Raw genomic sequence first — 19331 nt, 5'->3', positions numbered from 1 at the left:
CGATCAGCTTCACATCAGATCCTGAAACTCCCCACCAACTGCTTCAAACGATTGGCCTGATTCTCCAGGTCATTGCAGGCGCGCAAGGTTGCCTGCAGGTTCTCTACCCCTTCCTGATTCAGCGTATTGATTTCGGTGATGTCGACATTGATCGACTCGACCACGGCCGTCTGCTCTTCGGTGGCGGTGGCTACCGACTGGTTCATGCCGTCGATCTCGCCGATACGCAGGGTTACGCTGCCCAGCCGCTCGCCGGCCTGGTTGGCGATGCCGACGCTGTGCTGGCTGTGGCTCTGGCTTTCGGTCATGGTGCTAACCGCCACCTGAGCACCAGCCTGCAGCTCTTCGATGATGCGCTGAACCTGCTGCGCCGAATCCTGGGTGCGGTGGGCGAGGTTGCGGACTTCGTCGGCCACCACGGCAAAGCCGCGCCCGGCCTCGCCGGCACGGGCCGCTTCGATGGCGGCGTTGAGCGCCAGCAGGTTGGTCTGCTGGGAAATGCCGCTGATCACCTCGAGAATCTGGCCGATGTTCACCGTGTTGGCATTGAGCGTCTCGATGTTGCCGCACGAGTCGCTGATTTTCGCCGACAGTTGGTTCATCACTTCGATGGTCTGCTCGACCACCTGCTGGCCCTGCGCTGCCAGGTTGCGCGCGTCGCTGGAGTGCTGCGAGGCGAGGGCGGCGTTCTGGGCGATTTCCTGGGCGGCGGCGCCAAGCTGGTTGATCGCCGCAGCGACGCTGCTGGTGCGGCTCGACTGCTGGTCGGCATTGTGGATCGAGGCGTTCGAGGCACTGACCACGCGCAGCGCCACTTCGTTGACCTGGCCGGTGGCCGAGGCCACTTCGCGGATCGACTCGTGAATACGCTCGACAAAGCGGTTGAACGATTGGCCGAGGCTACCGAATTCGTCCTGGCCATGAATGCGCAGGCGCCGGGTCAGGTCGCCTTCGCCTTCGGCGATGTCGTGCATGGCCCGGCCCATCACGTGCAGCGGCTCCATCAGCACGCGAATCAGCACGCCGAGCAGGGCGATGATGATCAGCACGGCGATCACCGTGGCCACCACTGCCGAGGTGCGCAGTTCGCTGAGCATGGCAAAAGCGAAATCCTGGTCGAGCTCCAGCGCCACGTACCAGTCCGCCGACGCCACGCCGTTGACCTTGGTGAAGGTGATGAACTGCTTGTGGCCGTTGAGCTCGGCTTCTTTCAGGCCGCTGCCGACCTGCGGGGTGTCTTGCGGGTAGGCGTCGCTGAGGTCCTTCAGCACCAGGTCGGCTTTCGGGTGGACGAGGATCTTGCCGGCGCCGTTGACGATGAAGGCCTGGCCGTGGCCGTCGAAGTTCAGCGCGTTGATGATCGCGCTGATGCTGTCCAGGTCGGTGTCGACGCCGTTGACGCCGATCAGCCGGCCCTGGTGCTGCACCGGGGTGGCCAGGGTGATCACCAGCTTGTTGGCCGACGCTGAAATGTACGGCTCGGTAATGATGGTCTGGCCGGCGCTGGTGGCGGCCTTGTACCAGCCGCGCACCCGCGGGTCGTAGTCGGCGGCGCGATTGCCCAGCGGCACCGACTGCATGTAGCCGTCCTGGCCACCGAAGTAGGTCAGCAAAAAATTGCTGCCGTACACCGGCAAGCTCAGGCTGCGGGTCAGGCTGTCCTTGCTGGCGCCATCGATGGCGACTTGCTGGGACAGCGACTGCAGCAGCTGCATGCGGCTTTGCAGCCAGGTCTGGATATTGCTGCTGGTCAGGCTGCCGAGCTCCTGCATCGAGGCTTCGGTGTTGCTGCGCAGGGTCTGGCGCTGTCGGTAATCGTTGAACAGGATGAAACAGGTGAAGGCGACAGCGACCACCAGGGCGGCGGCGAGCAGAATCTTGTGGCTGAACTTCAGGTTTTTTGTCATTGCGAGGTCTGTCTGCACAAGGCGGGTCAACGGGTGGGGCGCGGCAATCGGTCGCAGCGCCTTCCTGTGTCGTCCGTTATGGGCAAAAGATTAATCGCAGAACTCACCAGTCGACCAATGGCGGGGCTTTGACGCCAACAAAACCTGGGCGCTCGGGAACCGGATGAGCTTTTTCCCTTCTAAGCTGTCGGTAGGCCACCGCGCCTGCACCCTCATGTCCAGGAGTGACCCTTCATGTCGTTGCGTTCCCTCGCCCTGCTGTCCTTGTGCGTGTTCCTCACTGCGTGCAACAAGATCAACCAGGAAAACTATTCACAGCTCAAGTCCGGGATGGCCAAGGCCGAGGTCGAAAAACTGCTCGGCGCGCCGACCGATTGCTCGGGCGCCCTGGGCATGTCCAGCTGCACCTGGGGCGACGAGAAGACCTTTATCAGTGTCCAGTACGCCGGTGACAAAGTGCTGATGTATTCCGGGCAGGGCCTCAAATGAAGCGGTTGCATCTGCTGCTGGCGCTGTGCGCCGGGTTGATCCTCGGCGGCTGTGCCAGCACCGGCGCAGGCTCGCTGGAGCCCAAGACTGCCGGCAGCGTCGACCTCAAGCGCTACCAGGGCAAGTGGTATGAACTGGCGCGGCTACCGATGTTCTTCCAGCGCGACTGCGCCCAGTCCGAGGCTCATTACAACCTCAAGCCGGACGGTAATGTCGGGGTGCTCAACCGCTGCCAGACCCTGCAAGGTGAATGGCAGGAGGCCAGCGGCACGGCCACTGCGCAGGTGCCGGGCAAGACCGACAAGCTCTGGGTGGAGTTCGACAACTGGTTCTCGACCTTGCTGCCTGGGGTCGCCAAGGGCAACTACTGGATCCTTTACGTCGACGACAAGTACCAGACTGCGCTGGTCGGCAATCCGGATCGCAAGTACCTGTGGATACTTTCGCGCACCCCGACCATTCCGGCGTTGCAGCGCGAAAGCCTGCTGGCCAAGGCGCGCCAGCAGGGCTACGACACCCAGCGGCTGATCTGGCGGGTGACGGACAAGGACATGGCGGCGCACAAGCCTTGATACCCAAATCGCTGGCAAGCCAGCTCCCACAGGGATTGCATTGCTCTTGTGGGAGCTGGCTTGCCAGCGATGGCCCTACCGCGTTTGTGGATCAGCCCAACAGGCTGCGCAGCACCCCGGCAAATTCCCGTGCGCTGTCTTCTTCCTGGGCATGGCGACCCTGGCGCACGACCCACTGGCCGTTGACCATCACATCGCGCACCTGACGGTCACCGCCGGCAAACAGCCAGCGGTTGAGAATGCCGTCTTCACTGGCTGTCGCCAGGTACGGGTCGTTGCCATCGAGCACCAGCCAGTCCGCGCGCTTGCCCACCGCCAGTTCGCCAATCGGCTGGCCCATGGCCTGGGCGCCGCCACTCAGGGCGGCGTCGTACAGGGTGCGCCCGACCATTGGCTGATCGCCGCGGTACAGGCGGTTACGGCGCTGGTCACGCAAACGCTGGCCATATTCCAGCCAGCGCAATTCCTCTACCACGCTCAATGACACATGGCTGTCCGAACCAATCCCCAGGCGCCCGCCGCGGGCCAGGTAATCCACGGCCGGGAAGATGCCGTCGCCCAGATTCGCCTCGGTGGTCAGGCACAAGCCGGCGACCGCGCCGCTGCGGGCCATCAACTCGACTTCGTCGGGCTCGGCATGGGTGGCATGCACCAGGCACCAGCGCTGATCCACCTCGGTGTTCTCGTAGAGCCACTGCAACGGCCGGCGCCCGCTCCAGGCCAGGCAGTCGTCGACTTCTTTCTGTTGCTCGGCGATATGGATGTGCACCGGACAGGCCTTGTCGCTGGCAGCCATGACCTCGGCGATCTGCTCCGGAGTCACCGCGCGCAACGAATGGAAACACAGGCCCAGGGCCTGCGCCGGCTGCTCGGCGAGCAGCGGCGCCAGACGCGCCTGCAGGTTCAGGTACTGTTCGGTGCTGTTGATAAAGCGCCGCTGGCCTTCGTTCGGTGCTTGCCCGCCAAAGCCGGAGTGGCTGTACAGCACCGGCAGCAGGGTCAGGCCGATGCCGCTGGCGCGCGCCGCAGCGCTGATGCGCAGCGACAGCTCCGCCGGGTCGGCGTAGGCCTGGCCCTGGGTGTCGTGGTGAACGTAGTGGAATTCGGCGACCGAGGTATAGCCGGCCTTGAGCATCTCGATGTACAGCTGGCGGGCAATGACCTGCAGCTGCTCAGGGCTGATCTTGCCGACCAGGCGATACATCAGCTCGCGCCAGGTCCAGAAACTGTCATTGGGGTTGCCGGCCACTTCCGCAAGCCCGGCCATGGCGCGCTGGAAGGCGTGCGAGTGCAGGTTGGGCATGCCCGGCAGCAGCGGGCCGGCCAGGTGCTCGGCGCCTTCGGCCGAGGCATTGGCCTCGATGCGGGTCAGCAGGCCGTCGGCGCCGACCTCGATTCGGACGTTTTCGGCCCAGCCTGTAGGCAGCAAAGCACGTTCGGCAAAGAAGACGGACATCGGCACGGCACCTCATTGTGATTATTTGTATATACATATACAGACGTTTGCCTGCTGGGTAAACTCCGGCAAGCTACCGTTCATTCAACCGAACAAGGATATCTTCCGTGCCGACACCTCCTGTCTCCGCGCTGGTTGCCCAGATGGGCGAGGGTCCGGCGCCGCTGTACGCCCGGGTCAAACAGATGATCGCCCAGCAGATCCAGAATGGCAGCTGGCCGCCGCATCACCGGGTGCCGTCCGAGAGCGAACTGGTCAACCAGTTGGGCTTCAGCCGCATGACCATCAACCGCGCCTTGCGCGAGCTCACTGCCGAAGGCTTGCTGGTGCGCATGCAGGGCGTCGGCACCTTTGTGGCCGAGCCCAAGAGCCGTTCGGCGCTGTTCGAGGTCAACAACATTGCCGACGAGATCGCCGCCCGTGGCCACGAGCACAGCTGCAAGGTGATCATCCTCGCCGAAGAGGCCGCCGGTTCCGAGCGCGCCCTGGCCCTGGACATGCGTGAAGGCCAGCGGGTGTTCCACTCGCTGATCGTGCATTACGAGAACGGCGTCGCCGTGCAGATCGAGGACCGCTTCGTTAATGCTGCGGTAGCGCCCGAATACCTCCAGCAGGACTTCACCCGGCAAACGCCCTACGCCTACCTGTCCCAAGTCGCACCCTTGACCGAGGGCGAACACGTGGTCGAGGCGATTCTTGCCGACCCGGATGAATGCCGCCTGCTGCAAATCGAACCGGGCGAGCCGTGCCTGCTGATCCGCCGCCGCACCTGGTCGGGGCGCCAGCCAGTGACTGCCGCTCGTCTGATTCATCCCGGATCCCGTCATCGCTTGGAAGGACGCTTCAGCAAATGAGCCAGTTGCAGGTATTACGCGCCAAAGACTACCCCCGCATGCCATGGAAGAACGGCGGCGGCAGCACCGAAGAGATTGCCCGCGATGCCGGCGTCGGCCTGGACGGCTTCGGCTGGCGCCTGTCGATTGCCGATATCAGCGAGTCCGGTGGTTTTTCCAGCTTTGCCGGGTATCAGCGGATCATCACCGTGCTCGAGGGCGAGGGCATGCGCCTGCAGGTCGATGGCCAAGCGACGCGGCCGTTGCTGCCGTTCGACGCCTTTGCCTTCAGCGGCCAGAGTCAGGTCAGTTGCACGCTGCTCGGTGGTGCAATTCGCGATTTCAACCTGATCTATTCTCCCGAGCGCTACAACGCGCGCCTGCAGTGGCTCGATGGCAGCCAGCGGCTGTTCAGTTCGGCCACGACCGTGCTGCTGTTTGCCGTGGCTTCCCAGGTCGAGGTGACGCTGGACAGCGGTGTGCAGCTGCTTGGGCGCTATGACTGCTTGCACCTGGAGGCGAGCCAGGGCCTGCAGACCTTGAGCATTCAGGGGCGTTGCTGCCTGATCGAGCTCAGCCCGCGCTGAGTGTGTTACGCCTCGGCCGTTCAGCGCGGCCGAGGCTGTTACCGATTGACCCAAAGTGGTGCAACGCCACTGATCCCCTTGGTTCGACCGCTCATCTCCTGGAAAAAATTTTAATTCGCCACAGCCCGCGCATCGCGGGGCTCTAGCACCTGCGTTGGCGCCGGGGAAAGCGCACTGATCAGGAGTTGGCACTTCAATTGCCTATGCTTGTACATACAAGTAAAGATGTGTTTGTATAAGTGCCATGACCCACCCAATGCCTGGGTTGCTCTGGACCGATCGCTTAGGAGCCATTTCCGTGACTGACAACAACTTCAAGAAATTCCGTGACGTCGAAATCCGCGCAGCGCGCGGCAACAAGCTGACCGCCAAAAGCTGGCTGACTGAAGCACCGTTGCGCATGCTGATGAACAACCTCGACCCGGAAGTCGCCGAGAACCCGAAAGAGCTGGTGGTGTATGGCGGTATTGGCCGTGCCGCGCGTAACTGGGAGTGCTACGACAAGATCGTCGAGAGCCTGACCAACCTGAACGACGACGAAACCCTGCTGGTGCAGTCGGGCAAGCCGGTCGGCGTGTTCAAGACCCACAGCAACGCCCCACGCGTACTGATCGCCAACTCCAACCTGGTACCGCACTGGGCCAACTGGGAACACTTCAACGAACTGGATGCCAAGGGCCTGGCCATGTACGGCCAGATGACCGCCGGCAGCTGGATCTACATCGGCAGCCAGGGCATCGTCCAGGGCACCTACGAAACCTTCGTCGAAGCCGGCCGCCAGCACTACAACGGCAGCCTCAAGGGCAAGTGGGTACTGACCGCGGGCCTGGGCGGCATGGGCGGCGCCCAGCCACTGGCGGCGACCTTGGCCGGCGCCTGCTCGCTGAACATCGAATGCCAGCAGAGCCGCATCGACTTCCGCCTGAGCAGCCGTTATGTCGACGAGCAAGCCAAGGACCTGGACGACGCCCTGGCGCGCATCGCCAAATACACCGCCGAAGGCAAGGCCATCTCCATTGCCCTGCTGGGCAACGCCGCCGAAATCCTGCCTGAACTGATCAAGCGTGGCGTGCGCCCGGACATGGTCACCGACCAGACCAGCGCCCACGACCCGCTCAATGGCTACCTGCCAGCCGGCTGGACCTGGGAGCAATACCGCGACCGTGCGCAGACCGAACCGGCTGCGGTGGTCAAGGCCGCCAAGCAATCGATGGCTGTCCACGTTCAAGCCATGCTCGAGTTCCAGAAGCAGGGCGTGCCGACTTTCGACTACGGTAACAACATCCGTCAAATGGCCAAGGAAGAGGGCGTTGCCAATGCCTTCGACTTCCCGGGCTTCGTACCGGCCTACATTCGTCCGCTGTTCTGCCGTGGTATCGGCCCGTTCCGCTGGGCGGCGCTGTCGGGTAATGCCGAAGACATCTACAAGACCGACGCCAAGGTCAAGGAACTGATCCCGGACGACGACCACCTGCACAACTGGCTGGACATGGCTCGCGAGCGCATCAGCTTCCAGGGCCTGCCGGCGCGTATCTGCTGGGTCGGCCTGGGCCAGCGCGCCAAGCTGGGCCTGGCGTTCAACGAAATGGTCCGCCGCGGCGAGTTGTCGGCGCCGATCGTTATCGGCCGCGACCACCTGGACTCCGGCTCGGTATCCAGCCCCAACCGTGAAACCGAATCGATGCAGGATGGCTCCGACGCCGTCTCCGACTGGCCGCTGCTCAACGCCCTGCTCAACACCGCCAGCGGTGCGACCTGGGTGTCCCTGCACCACGGTGGTGGCGTAGGCATGGGCTTCTCCCAGCACTCGGGCATGGTCATCGTCTGCGACGGTACCGACGAAGCTGCCGAGCGGATCGCCCGGGTACTGACCAACGACCCGGCTACCGGTGTCATGCGTCACGCCGATGCCGGTTATCAGATCGCCATCGACTGCGCCAAGGAACAAGGCTTGAACCTGCCGATGATCACGCGCTGATCTGCGCTAAATGGTTGATACTGATATCTATGCAGGCGCCTACGCCTCACGAGTACGGAGCATTAACGTGACTGAATTGACCCTGAAGCCTGGCACCCTGACCCTGGCTCAGCTGCGTGCGATCTACCAGCAGCCGGTAAAACTCAAGCTGGATTCCAGCGCTGACCAGCAGATCGACGCCAGCGTCGCCTGCGTCGAGCAGATTCTCGCGGAAAACCGCACCGCCTACGGCATCAACACCGGTTTCGGCCTGCTGGCCTCGACCCGTATCGCCAGCCACGACCTGGAAAACCTCCAGCGTTCGCTGGTGCTGTCCCACGCCGCTGGCGTCGGCCAACCGATCGACGACGCCCTGGTGCGCCTGATCATGGTGCTCAAGGTCAACAGCCTGAGCCGTGGTTTCTCCGGCATCCGCCGCAAGGTGATCAACGCCCTGATCGCGCTGATCAACGCCGAAGTCTATCCACACATCCCGCTCAAGGGTTCGGTCGGCGCGTCCGGCGACCTCGCCCCGCTGGCGCACATGTCGCTGGTACTGTTGGGTGAAGGCAAGGCGCGTCACAACGGCCAATGGCTGTCGGCCACCGAAGCCCTGGCGGTTGCTGGCCTTGAGCCGCTGACCCTGGCGGCCAAAGAAGGCCTGGCACTGCTCAACGGCACTCAGGCCTCCACCGCCTTTGCCCTGCGCGGCCTGTTCGAAGGTGAAGACCTGTTCGCCGCGGCCATGTCGGTCGGTGGCCTGACCGTCGAAGCCGTGCTCGGTTCGCGTTCGCCGTTCGATGCGCGCATCCACGAAGCCCGTGGCCAGCGCGGCCAGATCGATGCAGCCGCGTGCTACCGCGACCTGCTGGGTGATGGCAGCGAAGTTTCCGCCTCCCACGAGAACTGCGGCAAAGTCCAAGACCCGTACTCGCTGCGTTGCCAGCCACAGGTCATGGGCGCCTGCCTGACCCAGTTCCGCCAGGCCGCCGAAGTGCTGGTGATCGAAGCCAACGCCGTGTCCGACAACCCGCTGGTATTTGCCGCCGAAGGTGACGTGATCTCCGGTGGTAACTTCCACGCGGAGCCGGTGGCCATGGCCGCCGACAACATGGCCCTGGCCATCGCCGAAATCGGTTCGCTGAGCGAGCGCCGCATCTCGCTGATGATGGACAAGCACATGTCCCAGCTGCCGCCGTTCCTGGTTGCCAATGGCGGGGTCAACTCCGGCTTCATGATCGCCCAGGTTACCGCCGCGGCCCTGGCCAGCGAGAACAAGGCCCTGGCGCACCCGCACAGTGTCGACAGCCTGCCAACGTCTGCCAACCAGGAAGACCACGTGTCGATGGCCCCGGCTGCCGGCAAGCGCCTGTGGGAAATGAGCGACAACGTGCGCGGTATCCTTGCCATCGAATGGCTGGCTGCCTGCCAGGGCCTGGACCTGCGCGAAGGCCTGAAGACCTCGCCGAAGCTGGAACAGGCGCGTCAAACCCTGCGCAGCAAGGTTGCCTACTACGACAAAGACCGCTTCTTCGCCCCGGACATCGAGGCGGCCATCGCCCTGCTGGCCGAAGGGCGCCTGACCGGCCTGCTGCCGGCCAAGGTCCTGCCTAGCCTGTAATTGCTCCCGGGGCCCTTCGCGGGGCAAGCCCGCTCCCTCATTGGGGCGGGCTTGCGCCGGGATTGGCGCGCCCGTTCATTCTCACGACCAGAACAAGAATAAGGACGTGACATGCAAGAAGCTCAAGGACTCAAGCGCGGGCTGACCGCGCGACACATTCGTTTCATGGCGCTGGGCTCGGCGATCGGTACCGGGCTGTTCTACGGCTCCGCCTCGGCCATCCAGATGGCCGGCCCTGCAGTACTGCTGGCCTACCTGATCGGTGGTGCAGCGGTCTTCATGGTCATGCGCGCGCTGGGCGAAATGGCCGTGCACAACCCGGTGTCCGGTTCCTTCGGCCACTACGCCAGTACCTACCTGGGGCCGATGTCGGGGTTTATCCTCGGCTGGACCTATGCCTTTGAAATGATCATCGTCTGCCTCGCCGACGTCACCGCCTTCGGCATCTATATGGGCTTCTGGTTTCCGGAGGTGGCGCGCTGGATCTGGGTGCTGGGCATCGTCTTCCTGATCGGCGGCCTGAACCTGTGCAACGTCAAGGTGTTCGGCGAGATGGAATTCTGGCTGTCGCTGCTCAAGGTCGGCGCCATCGTCGCGATGATCCTCGCCGGTTTCGGCATCATGGCCTTCGGCCTGAGCAATGCCGCTGCCGATAACGCCGTGGGCATCAGCAACCTGTTCGAGCATGGCGGCTTCATGCCCAACGGCATTAGTGGCCTGATCGCCTCGTTTGCCGTGGTGATGTTTGCTTTCGGCGGCATCGAGATCATCGGCATCACCGCCGGTGAAGCCAAGGACCCGCAGCGTGTCATCCCCAAGGCAATCAACGCCGTGCCGATGCGCATCCTGCTGTTCTATGTGCTGACCCTGTTCGTATTGATGTGCCTGTACCCATGGCCGCAGATCGGCAGCCAGGGCAGCCCGTTCGTGCAGATCTTCAGTAACCTGGGGATTGGCTCGGCGGCGACCGTGCTGAACATCGTGGTGATTTCCGCCGCGGTCTCGGCGATCAACAGCGACATCTTCGGCGCCGGGCGCATGATGTACGGCCTGGCCCAGCAAGGTCAGGCGCCCAAAGGCTTTGCCAAGATCTCCCGGCATGGCGTGCCATGGATGACCGTGCTGGTCATGGGCGCAGCGTTGCTCGGCGGTGTGGTACTCAACTACCTGATCCCGGAAAACGTGTTCCTGCTGATTGCCTCGATCGCCACCTTCGCGACCGTCTGGGTGTGGCTGATGATCCTGGTGACCCAGGTTGCCATGCGCCGCAGCATGAGCCGTGAAGAAGTCGCCCAGCTGAAATTCCCGGTACCGTTCTGGCCTTATGGCCCGGCGGCAGCGATTGCCTTCATGCTGTTCGTCTTTGGCGTACTCGGGTACTTCCCTGATACTCAAGCCGCGCTGCTGGTCGGCGTGGTCTGGGTATTGTTCCTGGTGGTGGCCTACAAGCTCTGGTGCAAGCCGCAGGTGGTTGCCGCCGAGCAGCCGCTGGTGCAGGAACCTTCTCAACTCTGATCAAGGAGACTCTGGATGAAAACCCTCTGGCAGCATTGCCATGTGGCAAGCATGGCGCAAGGTACTTACTCGATCATCGAGGATGCGGCGATTGTCACCAGCGCCGGCCATATCGAATGGATCGGGCCGCGCCAGCAGCTGCCGGCCCTGGTCGCTGACAGAACCGTGGACCTGGGCGGCGCCTGGGTCACTCCGGGGTTGATCGACTGCCACACCCACGCGGTGTTTGGCGGCAACCGCAGCGGCGAGTTCGAGCAGCGCCTGCAAGGCGTCAGCTATGCCGAGATCGCCGCCCAGGGCGGCGGCATCGCCAGTACCGTGCGGGCGACCCGCGCGGCCAGCGAAGACGAGCTGTTCGCCAGTGCCCGCCAGCGCGTGCAGGCGCTGATGCATGATGGCGTCACCACCCTGGAGATCAAGTCCGGCTACGGCCTTGACCTGGCCAGCGAGCGCAAGCTGCTCAAGGTTATCCGCCGCCTTGGCGAGGAGCTGCCGCTCACCGTGCGCAGCACCTGCCTGGCAGCCCACGCCTTGCCACCGGAATACAAGGATCGGGCTGACGACTACATCAGCCATATCTGTGACGAAATGCTCCCGGCCCTGGCGGCCGAGGGTTTGGTGGATGCAGTGGATGCCTTCTGCGAGTACCTGGCGTTTTCGCCGGCCCAGGTCGAGCGGGTGTTCATCAAGGCTCGCGAACTGGGCCTGCCGGTCAAGCTGCATGCCGAGCAACTGTCGTCGCTGGCAGGCTCCAGCCTGGCGGCGCGTTACCAGGCGCTGTCGGCCGATCACCTGGAATTCATGACCGAAGACGACGCCATCGCCATGGCGGCGGCCGGGACCGTAGCGGTGTTGCTGCCCGGTGCGTTCTACTTCCTGCGCGAAACCCAGTTGCCACCGATGGAGGCCCTGCGCAAGCATGGGGTGAAAATTGCCATTGCCAGCGACCTCAACCCAGGCACTTCGCCGGCGCTGTCGCTGCGGCTGATGCTGAACATGGCCTGTACCCTGTTCCGCATGACCCCGGAAGAAGCCCTGGCCGGTGTCACCCTGCATGCGGCAACCGCTTTGGGCCTGGGCGACAGCCACGGTTCGCTGGAAGTGGGCAAGGTTGCCGACTTTGTCGCCTGGCAGATCGAGCGACCGGCCGACCTGGCCTACTGGCTCGGCGGCGACCTGCCCAAGCGGGTGGTGCGCCTGGGCCATGAAATTTCCAATTGAGAGAGGGCGTATGGACAAGGTACTGAAATTTCACCAGGGCACGCTGCCGCTGCTGATCAGCATGCCCCACGCCGGTTTGAAGCTGACCCCGGCGGTGCAGGACGGCCTGGTCGGGCAGGCGCAAAGCTTGCCGGACACCGACTGGCACATTCCGCAGCTATATGAGTTTGCCCAAGGCCTGGGCGTGAGCGTGGTCGCCGCCGAGTACTCGCGTTTCGTCATCGACCTGAACCGCCCGGACGACGACAAGCCGCTGTACGTTGGCGCCACCACCGGCCTGTACCCGGCCACGCTGTTTGAGGGCGAGCCGTTGTTCAAGGACGGTCAGGCGCCGTCGGCACAGGAGCGGGCGGGGTACCTGGAAGCCATCTGGCGGCCCTACCACGACACCATTCGCAGCGAGCTGGCGCGCCTGCGCGAGCAGTTCGGCTATGCCTTGCTGTGGGATGCCCACTCGATTCGTTCACACATCCCGCACCTGTTCGACGGCAAGCTGCCGGACTTCAACCTCGGCACCTTCAATGGCGCCAGTTGTGATCCGCAACTGGCCGAACGGCTGCAAGGTGTTTGTGCAAAATTTGAGCAGTACAGTCACGTGCTCAATGGCCGCTTCAAGGGTGGGCATATCACCCGCCACTATGGCGACCCGGCCAACAACATTCATGCAGTGCAGCTGGAGCTGGCGCAGAGCACCTACATGGAAGAGGTCGAGCCGTTCAAGTACCGCGAGGATCTCGCGGCGCCGACCCAGGTGGTGTTGAAGCAGTTGCTCCAGACCTTGCTGGCGTGGGGCAAGGAGCGCTATTCACGCTGATTGCGCGGCGCCTGCATCGCGGGGCAAGCCCGCTCCCACAGTTCTCGTTGGAGCGGGCTTGCCCCGCGATGAGGCCCCAAAGCCATCACAGGTACATGCTCAAAGCGCAATTCAGGTTTATGATGCCCAACGGCAGAATAATTCCCACACGGAGTGCGTAATGCAGACCTTGTACCCGCAGATCAAACCCTACGCCCGGCACGATCTGGCCGTGGAAGCACCGCATGTGCTGTATGTCGATGAAAGCGGTTCGCCGGAAGGTCTGCCGGTGGTGTTCATCCATGGTGGCCCGGGTGCCGGCTGCGATGCCCAGAGCCGCTGCTACTTCGACCCCAATCTGTACCGCATCATCACCTTCGACCAGCGCGGCTGCGGCCGTTCGACCCCGCATGCCAGCCTGGAAAACAACACCACCTGGCACCTGGTCGAAGACCTGGAGCGCATCCGCAAGCACCTGGGGATCGACAAGTGGGTGCTGTTCGGCGGCTCGTGGGGCTCGACCCTGGCCCTGGCCTACGCCCAGACCCACCCCGAGCGCGTGCATGGGCTGATTTTGCGTGGCATCTTCCTGTGCCGCCCGCAAGAGATCGAGTGGTTCTACCAGGCCGGCGCCAGCCGCCTGTTTCCCGATTACTGGCAGGACTACATCGCGCCGATTCCGGCCGAAGAGCGCGGCGACCTGGTCAAGGCTTTCCACAAGCGCCTCACCGGCAACGACCAGATCGCCCAGATGCACGCAGCCAAGGCCTGGTCGACCTGGGAAGGGCGCACCGCGACCCTGCGGCCCAACCCGCTGGTGGTCGATCGCTTCTCCGAGCCACAGCGCGCGCTGTCGATCGCCCGCATCGAGTGCCACTACTTCACCAACAATGCCTTCCTTGAACCGGACCAGTTGATCCGCGACATGCCGAAGATCGCCCACCTGCCGGCGGTGATCGTGCATGGTCGCTACGACGTGATCTGCCCGCTGGACAACGCTTGGGAGCTGCACCAGGCCTGGCCGAACAGTGAGCTTAAGGTGATTCGCGACGCTGGCCACGCTGCCTCGGAGCCCGGCATCACCGACGCCCTGGTGCGCGCCGCCGACCAGATGGCCCGGCGCCTGCTCGACCTGCCCCTGGAAGAAGCATGAAGGGCTTGCTGCAACGCGTGCGTGGCGCGCGGGTGGATGTCGAGGGCAAAACCGTTGGCGCGATCGACCAGGGCCTGCTGGTGCTGGTCGCGGTCGAGCCGGGCGATACCCGCGGCCATGCCGACAAGCTGCTGCACAAGCTGCTCAACTACCGGGTGTTCAGCGACCCACAGGGCAAGATGAACCTGTCGCTCAAGGATATCGGCGGCGGCCTGCTGCTGGTGTCGCAGTTCACCCTGGCCGCCGATACCCAGAGCGGCCTGCGCCCGAGCTTTTCGACGGCTGCGCCGCCAGCGCTAGGGGCCGAGCTTTTCGACTATTTGCTGGCCCAGGCGCAGGCGCAACATGCGACGGTTGCCAGTGGTCAGTTCGGTGCTGACATGCAAGTGCACCTGGTCAATGATGGCCCCGTAACATTTATGTTACAAATCTGATGGCAAAAAACCCCTGTTTGCGGGAAAACAAGGGGTTTTGTAGCATAAATAGTTTGATCAGCCTGATGCGTTGTAACGCAGCCTGCTGGATAATCGCGCGCCATGTGGGCCTGCGTTCGTGGGTTCGTTTCACTCTGACTTGAGACTGTCCGGAACCGTTTGGGGAATCATTGCGCCCTTTCGGAGTCCGAACAGTGCTCGCCAACCTGGCATATGTCGCTGGCCGTTGGTTTTATGATCTGTTTTCGGCGAGGGTTGCTCGTGATTGTAAGTCCCTGTAATGCACCAAGAACTCCTGGCAATCGGCTGCGCACGGCGCTGTTGGCAGGCGCAACGCTGGTAAGCCTGCTCGGCGCAGGCCAGCTCTGGGCGTTCAACCTTGACGATGTCGCGGCCAAGGCGAAGGATCTTGCCGGACAAAAGTACGAAGCGCCGAAAAGCAATCTGCCGGCGGTGTTCCGTGACATGAAGTACGCGGACTACCAGAAAATCCGCTTCCTCAACGAAAAAGCCGAGTGGGCCAAGGACAAGACGCCGTTCAAGCTGTCCTTCTACCACCAGGGCATGCATTTCGACACACCGGTCAAGATCAACGAAATCACCACCAAGGCGGTGAAAGAGATCAAGTACGACCCGAGTCGTTTCGATTTCGGCGACCTGCAGTTCGACGCCAAGGCCACCGAGAAGCTGGGTTACGCCGGTTTCCGCGTGCTTTACCCGATCAACAAGGCCGACAAGCAGGATGAAATCATGACCCTGCTGGGCGCCAGCTATTTCCGCGTGGTCGGCAAGGGCCATGTGTATGGCCTGTCCGCCCGTGGCCTGGCGATCGATACCGCGCTGCCATCGGGTGAAGAGTTCCCGCGCTTCACCGAGTTCTGGGTCGAGCGGCCAAAGCCTGCCGACAAGCAACTGGTGATCTACGCGCTGCTCGATTCGCCGCGTTCCACCGGTGCCTACCGCCTGACCCTGCGTCCGGGCAGCGACACCATTGTCGACGTGCAGTCCAAGGTGTTCCTGCGTGACCACGTCAGCCGCCTGGGCATCGCCCCGCTGACCAGCATGTTCCTGTTCGGCGGCAACCAGCCGTCCAAGGTACTCAACTACCGTCCGGCCCTGCACGACTCCGAAGGCCTGTCGATCCATGCCGGCAACGGCGAGTGGCTGTGGCGCCCGCTGAACAACCCGAAACACCTGGCCGTGAGCAACTTCAGCGTCGAGAACCCGCGTGGTTTCGGCCTGCTGCAACGCCAGCGCGAGTTCAGCCAGTTCGAAGACCTCGACGACAACTACCAGAAGCGTCCAAGCGCCTGGATCGAGCCGGTCGGTGACTGGGGCAAGGGTACCGTCGATCTGGTCGAGATCCCGACTGCCGACGAAACCAACGACAACATCGTGGCCTTCTGGAGCCCGGAGAAACTGCCGGAGCCAGGCACCCCGTTCGAATACGCCTACCGCCTGCACTGGACCATCGACGAGTCCAACCTGCATTCGCCGAACCTGGGCTGGGTCAAGCAGACCCTGCGCTCGACCGGTGACGTCAAGCAGTCCAACCTGATCCGTCAGCCCGATGGCAGCGTGGCCTTCCTGGTCGACTTCGAAGGCCCGGTATTGGCTAAACTGCCGGAAGACACCGCCGTGCGCAGCCAGGTCAGCGTTGGCGACAATGCCGAAGTGGTCGAGAACAACCTGCGCTACAACCCGGAAATCAAGGGCTGGCGCCTGACCCTGCGGTTGAAGATCAAGGATCCGGGCAAGTCCGTGGAGATGCGCGCCGCCCTGCTGCGTGACGTTCCGGTCGAGCCGGCCAAGCCTGCCAAACCAAGCAAGCAGGACAAAGCCGCGGCCAAACACGCCAAGGCCGACAAGCCTGCCGAGCAACCTGCCGCCGACGCGGCCTCCACCACCGGGGCACCGGCCACCACCGAACAGGTGCTGACCGAGACCTGGAGCTATCAGTTGCCTGCCGATGAGTAATGCCCATACCCGGCCAGAATCGCTCAGCGAATACCTGGCCCACCTGCCCCTGAGCGACGAGCAGCGCGCGGAACTCGCCCGTTGCTCCTCGTTCAGCGAGCTGCATCAACGCCTGTCTGCCCAGCCGGGCGCCGACGCTGCCGAGGCCGTCCAGGCCTCGGTGGGCGAGCGCCTGCACGTGACCTGCGCCGAAGAGCTGCAAGACGCCGAGATGCTCGCGGTGGACGGCAGCGGCCGGGTGTGCCTGAAGGCCACGCCGCCGATCCGGCGCACCCGGGTCATCCCCGAGCCGTGGCGGACCAACATCCTGATCCGCGCCTGGCGCCGCCTGACCGGCCGCACCAACGCCCCGGCCCCGGAAAAACGCGAGCTGCCCAAGGCACGCTGGCGCTGGGTCGGCTCGATGCGCCGCTACATCCTGCTGGCGCTGATGCTCGGCCAGACCATCGTCGCCGGTTGGTACATGAAGGGCATCCTGCCGTACCAGGGCTGGTCGTTCGTCGACCTCGACGAGGTCATGCACCAGCCGCTGCTGCAAACCGCCACGCAAGTCTGGCCGTATGCCCTGCAGACCAGCATCTTGATTCTCTTCGGGATCCTCTTTTGCTGGGTCTCGGCGGGTTTCTGGACCGCGCTGATGGGCTTCCTCGAGCTGCTCACCGGGCGGGACAAATACCGCATCTCCGGCAGCAGTGCCGGCAATGAGCCGATCGAGGCCGGTGCCCGCACCGCGATCGTCATGCCGATCTGCAACGAAGACGTGCCACGGGTGTTCGCCGGCCTGCGGGCGACCTTCGAGTCGGTGGCCGCCACCGGTGACCTCGACCGTTTCGACTTCTTCGTGCTCAGTGACACCAACGACACCGACATCGCCGTGGCCGAGCAACAGGCCTGGCTGGAAGTCTGCCGCGAGTCCAAGGGCTTCGGGCGGATTTTCTACCGTCGGCGTCGTCGCCGGGTCAAGCGCAAGAGCGGCAACCTCGACGACTTCTGCCGGCGCTGGGGCGGCGACTACCGCTACATGGTCGTGCTCGATGCCGACAGCGTAATGAGCGGCGAATGCCTGACCAGCCTGGTGCGCCTGATGGAGGCCAACCCGGACGCCGGGATCATCCAGACCGCGCCGAAAGCCTCGGGCATGGACACCCTGTATGCGCGCATGCAGCAGTTCGCCACCCGCGTCTACGGCCCGCTGTTCACCGCCGGCCTGCACTTCTGGCAGCTCGGCGAGTCGCACTATTGGGGCCACAACGCGATCATCCGCATGAAGCCCTTCATCGAGCACTGCGCCCTGGCGCCATTGCCGGGCAAGGGTGCCTTTGCCGGTGCGATCCTCTCCCACGACTTCGTTGAAGCGGCGCTGATGCGTCGTGCCGGCTGGGGCGTGTGGATTGCCTACGACCTGCCGGGCAGTTACGAAGAACTGCCGCCGAACCTGCTCGATGAGCTCAAGCGCGACCGGCGCTGGTGTCACGGCAACCTGATGAACTTCCGTCTGTTCCTGGTCAAGGGGATGCACCCTGTACACCGTGCGGTGTTCCTCACCGGGGTGATGTCGTACCTGTCGGCGCCGCTGTGGTTCTTCTTCCTGGTGTTGTCGACCGCGTTGCTGGCGACCAACACCCTGATGGAGCCGCAGTACTTCCTCGAACCGCGCCAGCTCTACCCGTTGTGGCCGCAGTGGCACCCGGAGAAAGCCATCGCGCTGTTCTCCACCACCATCGTGCTGCTGTTCCTGCCCAAGCTGCTCAGCGTCATCCTGATCTGGGCCAAGGGCGCGAAAGAGTTCGGCGGGCGCTTCAAGGTCACCGTGTCGATGCTGCTGGAGATGCTCTTCTCCATGCTCCTGGCGCCGGTGCGGATGATTTTCCACACCCGCTTCGTGCTCGCCGCGTTCCTCGGCTGGGCCGCGACCTGGAACTCGCCGCAGCGTGACGACGACTCCACTCCTTGGAGCGAAGCGGTACGCCGCCATGGTCCACAAACCCTGCTGGGCGTGGCCTGGGCACTGCTGGTGGCCTGGCTCAACCCGAGCTTTTTGTGGTGGCTGGTGCCGATCGTCGGTTCGCTGATGCTGTCGATCCCGGTCTCGGTGATCTCCAGCCGCGTGCACCTGGGCCTGCGTGCCAAGGACGAAAGCCTGTTCCTGATCCCTGAGGAATACGCCACGCCGCAGGAGCTGCTGGCCACCGACCAGTACACCCACGAGAACCGCTGGCATGCCATGCACGACGGTTTCGTACGTGCCGTGGTCGATCCGCAGCAGAACGCCCTGGCTTGTGCCCTGGCCACCGCTCGCCACGGTGTCGCGGCGCCGATCGAGGCACTGCGTGCCGAGCGTATCGCCAAGGCCCTGGAGGTCGGCCCGAACGGCCTGGACGGCAACACCCGCCTGGCCCTGCTCAGCGACCCGGTCGCCCTGGCGCGCCTGCACACAGCAGTCTGGGATGGGCAGAATGAGGCCTGGCTGGGCGTCTGGCGCCAGTCGATCGCCAACGATCCGCACTCGCCGCTGCTGCCGCTGCATCCAGAGCCTGCGGCGCAGCCTTCGATGGCCAGCGCCTGATCGTCTGGCAGGCTCAAGCAATCGCCGGCAACGCCGGCTCTCACAGGGTTGTATGCACAACTGACCTTGGGGGAGCCGGTGTTGCCGGCGATGCTTTTTCTGGTATCAATGCGTAACAAAGTCATCTTCGGCTATATGTACCGTGCCGTTCATGCGTTAGCATCCCACCCCGAATATCTCGCACCCGTCGCTGTAGGACGGTTCGCGCCAAAAATAAAATTCGAGCTTTCCTGCTAGGGGATCTGGTGAT

15 protein-coding genes are annotated in these 19331 nt (G+C 63.7%); 13 read left to right on the top strand and 2 right to left on the bottom strand.

Features of this window, described 5'->3' with window-relative positions:
* Positions 1 to 14 precede the first annotated feature (14 nt).
* Positions 15 to 1907 carry a methyl-accepting chemotaxis protein gene (locus UB48_RS02375; protein ID WP_045193986.1) on the bottom strand — a complete coding sequence of 631 codons (1893 nt, stop codon included), beginning with the start codon at positions 1905 to 1907 and terminating at the stop codon, positions 15 to 17.
* A gap of 234 nt (positions 1908 to 2141) precedes the next feature.
* On the opposite strand from UB48_RS02375, the gene UB48_RS02370 reads away from it, so the two are divergent.
* A complete protein-coding gene (locus UB48_RS02370; RefSeq protein ID WP_010222308.1) occupies positions 2142 to 2396 on the top strand; it encodes an outer membrane protein assembly factor BamE in 255 nt (84 codons plus the stop codon).
* Entirely contained in the window at positions 2393 to 2968 is a 576-nt protein-coding gene (locus tag UB48_RS02365) for a lipocalin family protein (protein ID WP_045193896.1), read from the top strand. Before UB48_RS02370 ends, UB48_RS02365 begins: the two co-directional genes overlap by 4 nt.
* Positions 2969 to 3059: 91 nt before the next feature.
* On the opposite strand, the gene UB48_RS02360 is transcribed toward UB48_RS02365, so the two are convergent.
* Positions 3060 to 4424, bottom strand: a complete 1365-nt coding sequence (locus tag UB48_RS02360; protein WP_045193895.1) for a formimidoylglutamate deiminase — start codon at positions 4422 to 4424, stop codon at positions 3060 to 3062.
* Between the two features lie 143 nt (positions 4425 to 4567).
* On the opposite strand from UB48_RS02360, the gene hutC reads away from it, so the two are divergent.
* The 11 genes from hutC to mdoH all read left to right on the top strand — a co-directional run bounded on the left by hutC (position 4568) and on the right by mdoH (position 19081).
* Positions 4568 to 5278 (top strand): histidine utilization repressor, encoded by a 711-nt coding sequence (gene hutC / locus UB48_RS02355; RefSeq protein WP_176794301.1) that lies wholly within the window; start codon positions 4568 to 4570, stop codon positions 5276 to 5278.
* The gene (locus UB48_RS02350; RefSeq protein ID WP_045193893.1) at positions 5275 to 5844 is read left to right on the top strand and encodes a HutD family protein; all 570 of its coding nucleotides are present in this window, start codon (positions 5275 to 5277) and stop codon (positions 5842 to 5844) included. Before hutC ends, UB48_RS02350 begins: the two co-directional genes overlap by 4 nt.
* Positions 5845 to 6142: 298 nt before the next feature.
* Positions 6143 to 7822 carry a urocanate hydratase gene (gene hutU, locus UB48_RS02345; RefSeq protein ID WP_045193892.1) on the top strand — a complete coding sequence of 560 codons (1680 nt, stop codon included), beginning with the start codon at positions 6143 to 6145 and terminating at the stop codon, positions 7820 to 7822.
* Positions 7823 to 7889: 67 nt separating this feature from the next.
* The gene (gene hutH / locus UB48_RS02340) at positions 7890 to 9422 is read left to right on the top strand and encodes a histidine ammonia-lyase (protein ID WP_045193891.1); all 1533 of its coding nucleotides are present in this window, start codon (positions 7890 to 7892) and stop codon (positions 9420 to 9422) included.
* 111 nt (positions 9423 to 9533) lie between these two features.
* Positions 9534 to 10937 (top strand): amino acid permease, encoded by a 1404-nt coding sequence (locus tag UB48_RS02335; protein ID WP_045193890.1) that lies wholly within the window; start codon positions 9534 to 9536, stop codon positions 10935 to 10937.
* Between the two features lie 15 nt (positions 10938 to 10952).
* Positions 10953 to 12158 carry an imidazolonepropionase gene (gene hutI / locus UB48_RS02330; protein WP_045193889.1) on the top strand — a complete coding sequence of 402 codons (1206 nt, stop codon included), beginning with the start codon at positions 10953 to 10955 and terminating at the stop codon, positions 12156 to 12158.
* Positions 12159 to 12168: 10 nt separating this feature from the next.
* A complete protein-coding gene (gene hutG / locus UB48_RS02325) occupies positions 12169 to 12972 on the top strand; it encodes an N-formylglutamate deformylase (RefSeq protein ID WP_045193888.1) in 804 nt (267 codons plus the stop codon).
* Positions 12973 to 13132: 160 nt separating this feature from the next.
* Positions 13133 to 14104, top strand: coding sequence for a prolyl aminopeptidase (gene pip, locus UB48_RS02320; RefSeq protein WP_045193887.1), 972 nt, complete (start codon positions 13133 to 13135; stop codon positions 14102 to 14104).
* Positions 14101 to 14538, top strand: coding sequence for a D-aminoacyl-tRNA deacylase (dtd, locus tag UB48_RS02315; RefSeq protein WP_045193886.1), 438 nt, complete (start codon positions 14101 to 14103; stop codon positions 14536 to 14538). Before pip ends, dtd begins: the two co-directional genes overlap by 4 nt.
* 261 nt (positions 14539 to 14799) lie before the next feature.
* On the top strand, positions 14800 to 16515 hold the full coding sequence (locus tag UB48_RS02310) for a glucan biosynthesis protein G (RefSeq protein WP_045193985.1): 1716 nt from the start codon (positions 14800 to 14802) through the stop codon (positions 16513 to 16515).
* Entirely contained in the window at positions 16508 to 19081 is a 2574-nt protein-coding gene (mdoH, locus tag UB48_RS02305) for a glucans biosynthesis glucosyltransferase MdoH (protein WP_045193885.1), read from the top strand. The genes UB48_RS02310 and mdoH overlap by 8 nt, the downstream gene beginning before the upstream one ends.
* Positions 19082 to 19331 lie beyond the last annotated feature (250 nt).

The organism is Pseudomonas sp. 2(2015), assembly GCF_000955865.1.
Taxonomy (GTDB): Bacteria; Pseudomonadota; Gammaproteobacteria; order Pseudomonadales; family Pseudomonadaceae; genus Aquipseudomonas.
The sequence above is the reverse complement of the archived record's forward strand: the minus strand, read 5'-3'. Positions and strand labels throughout refer to the sequence as shown.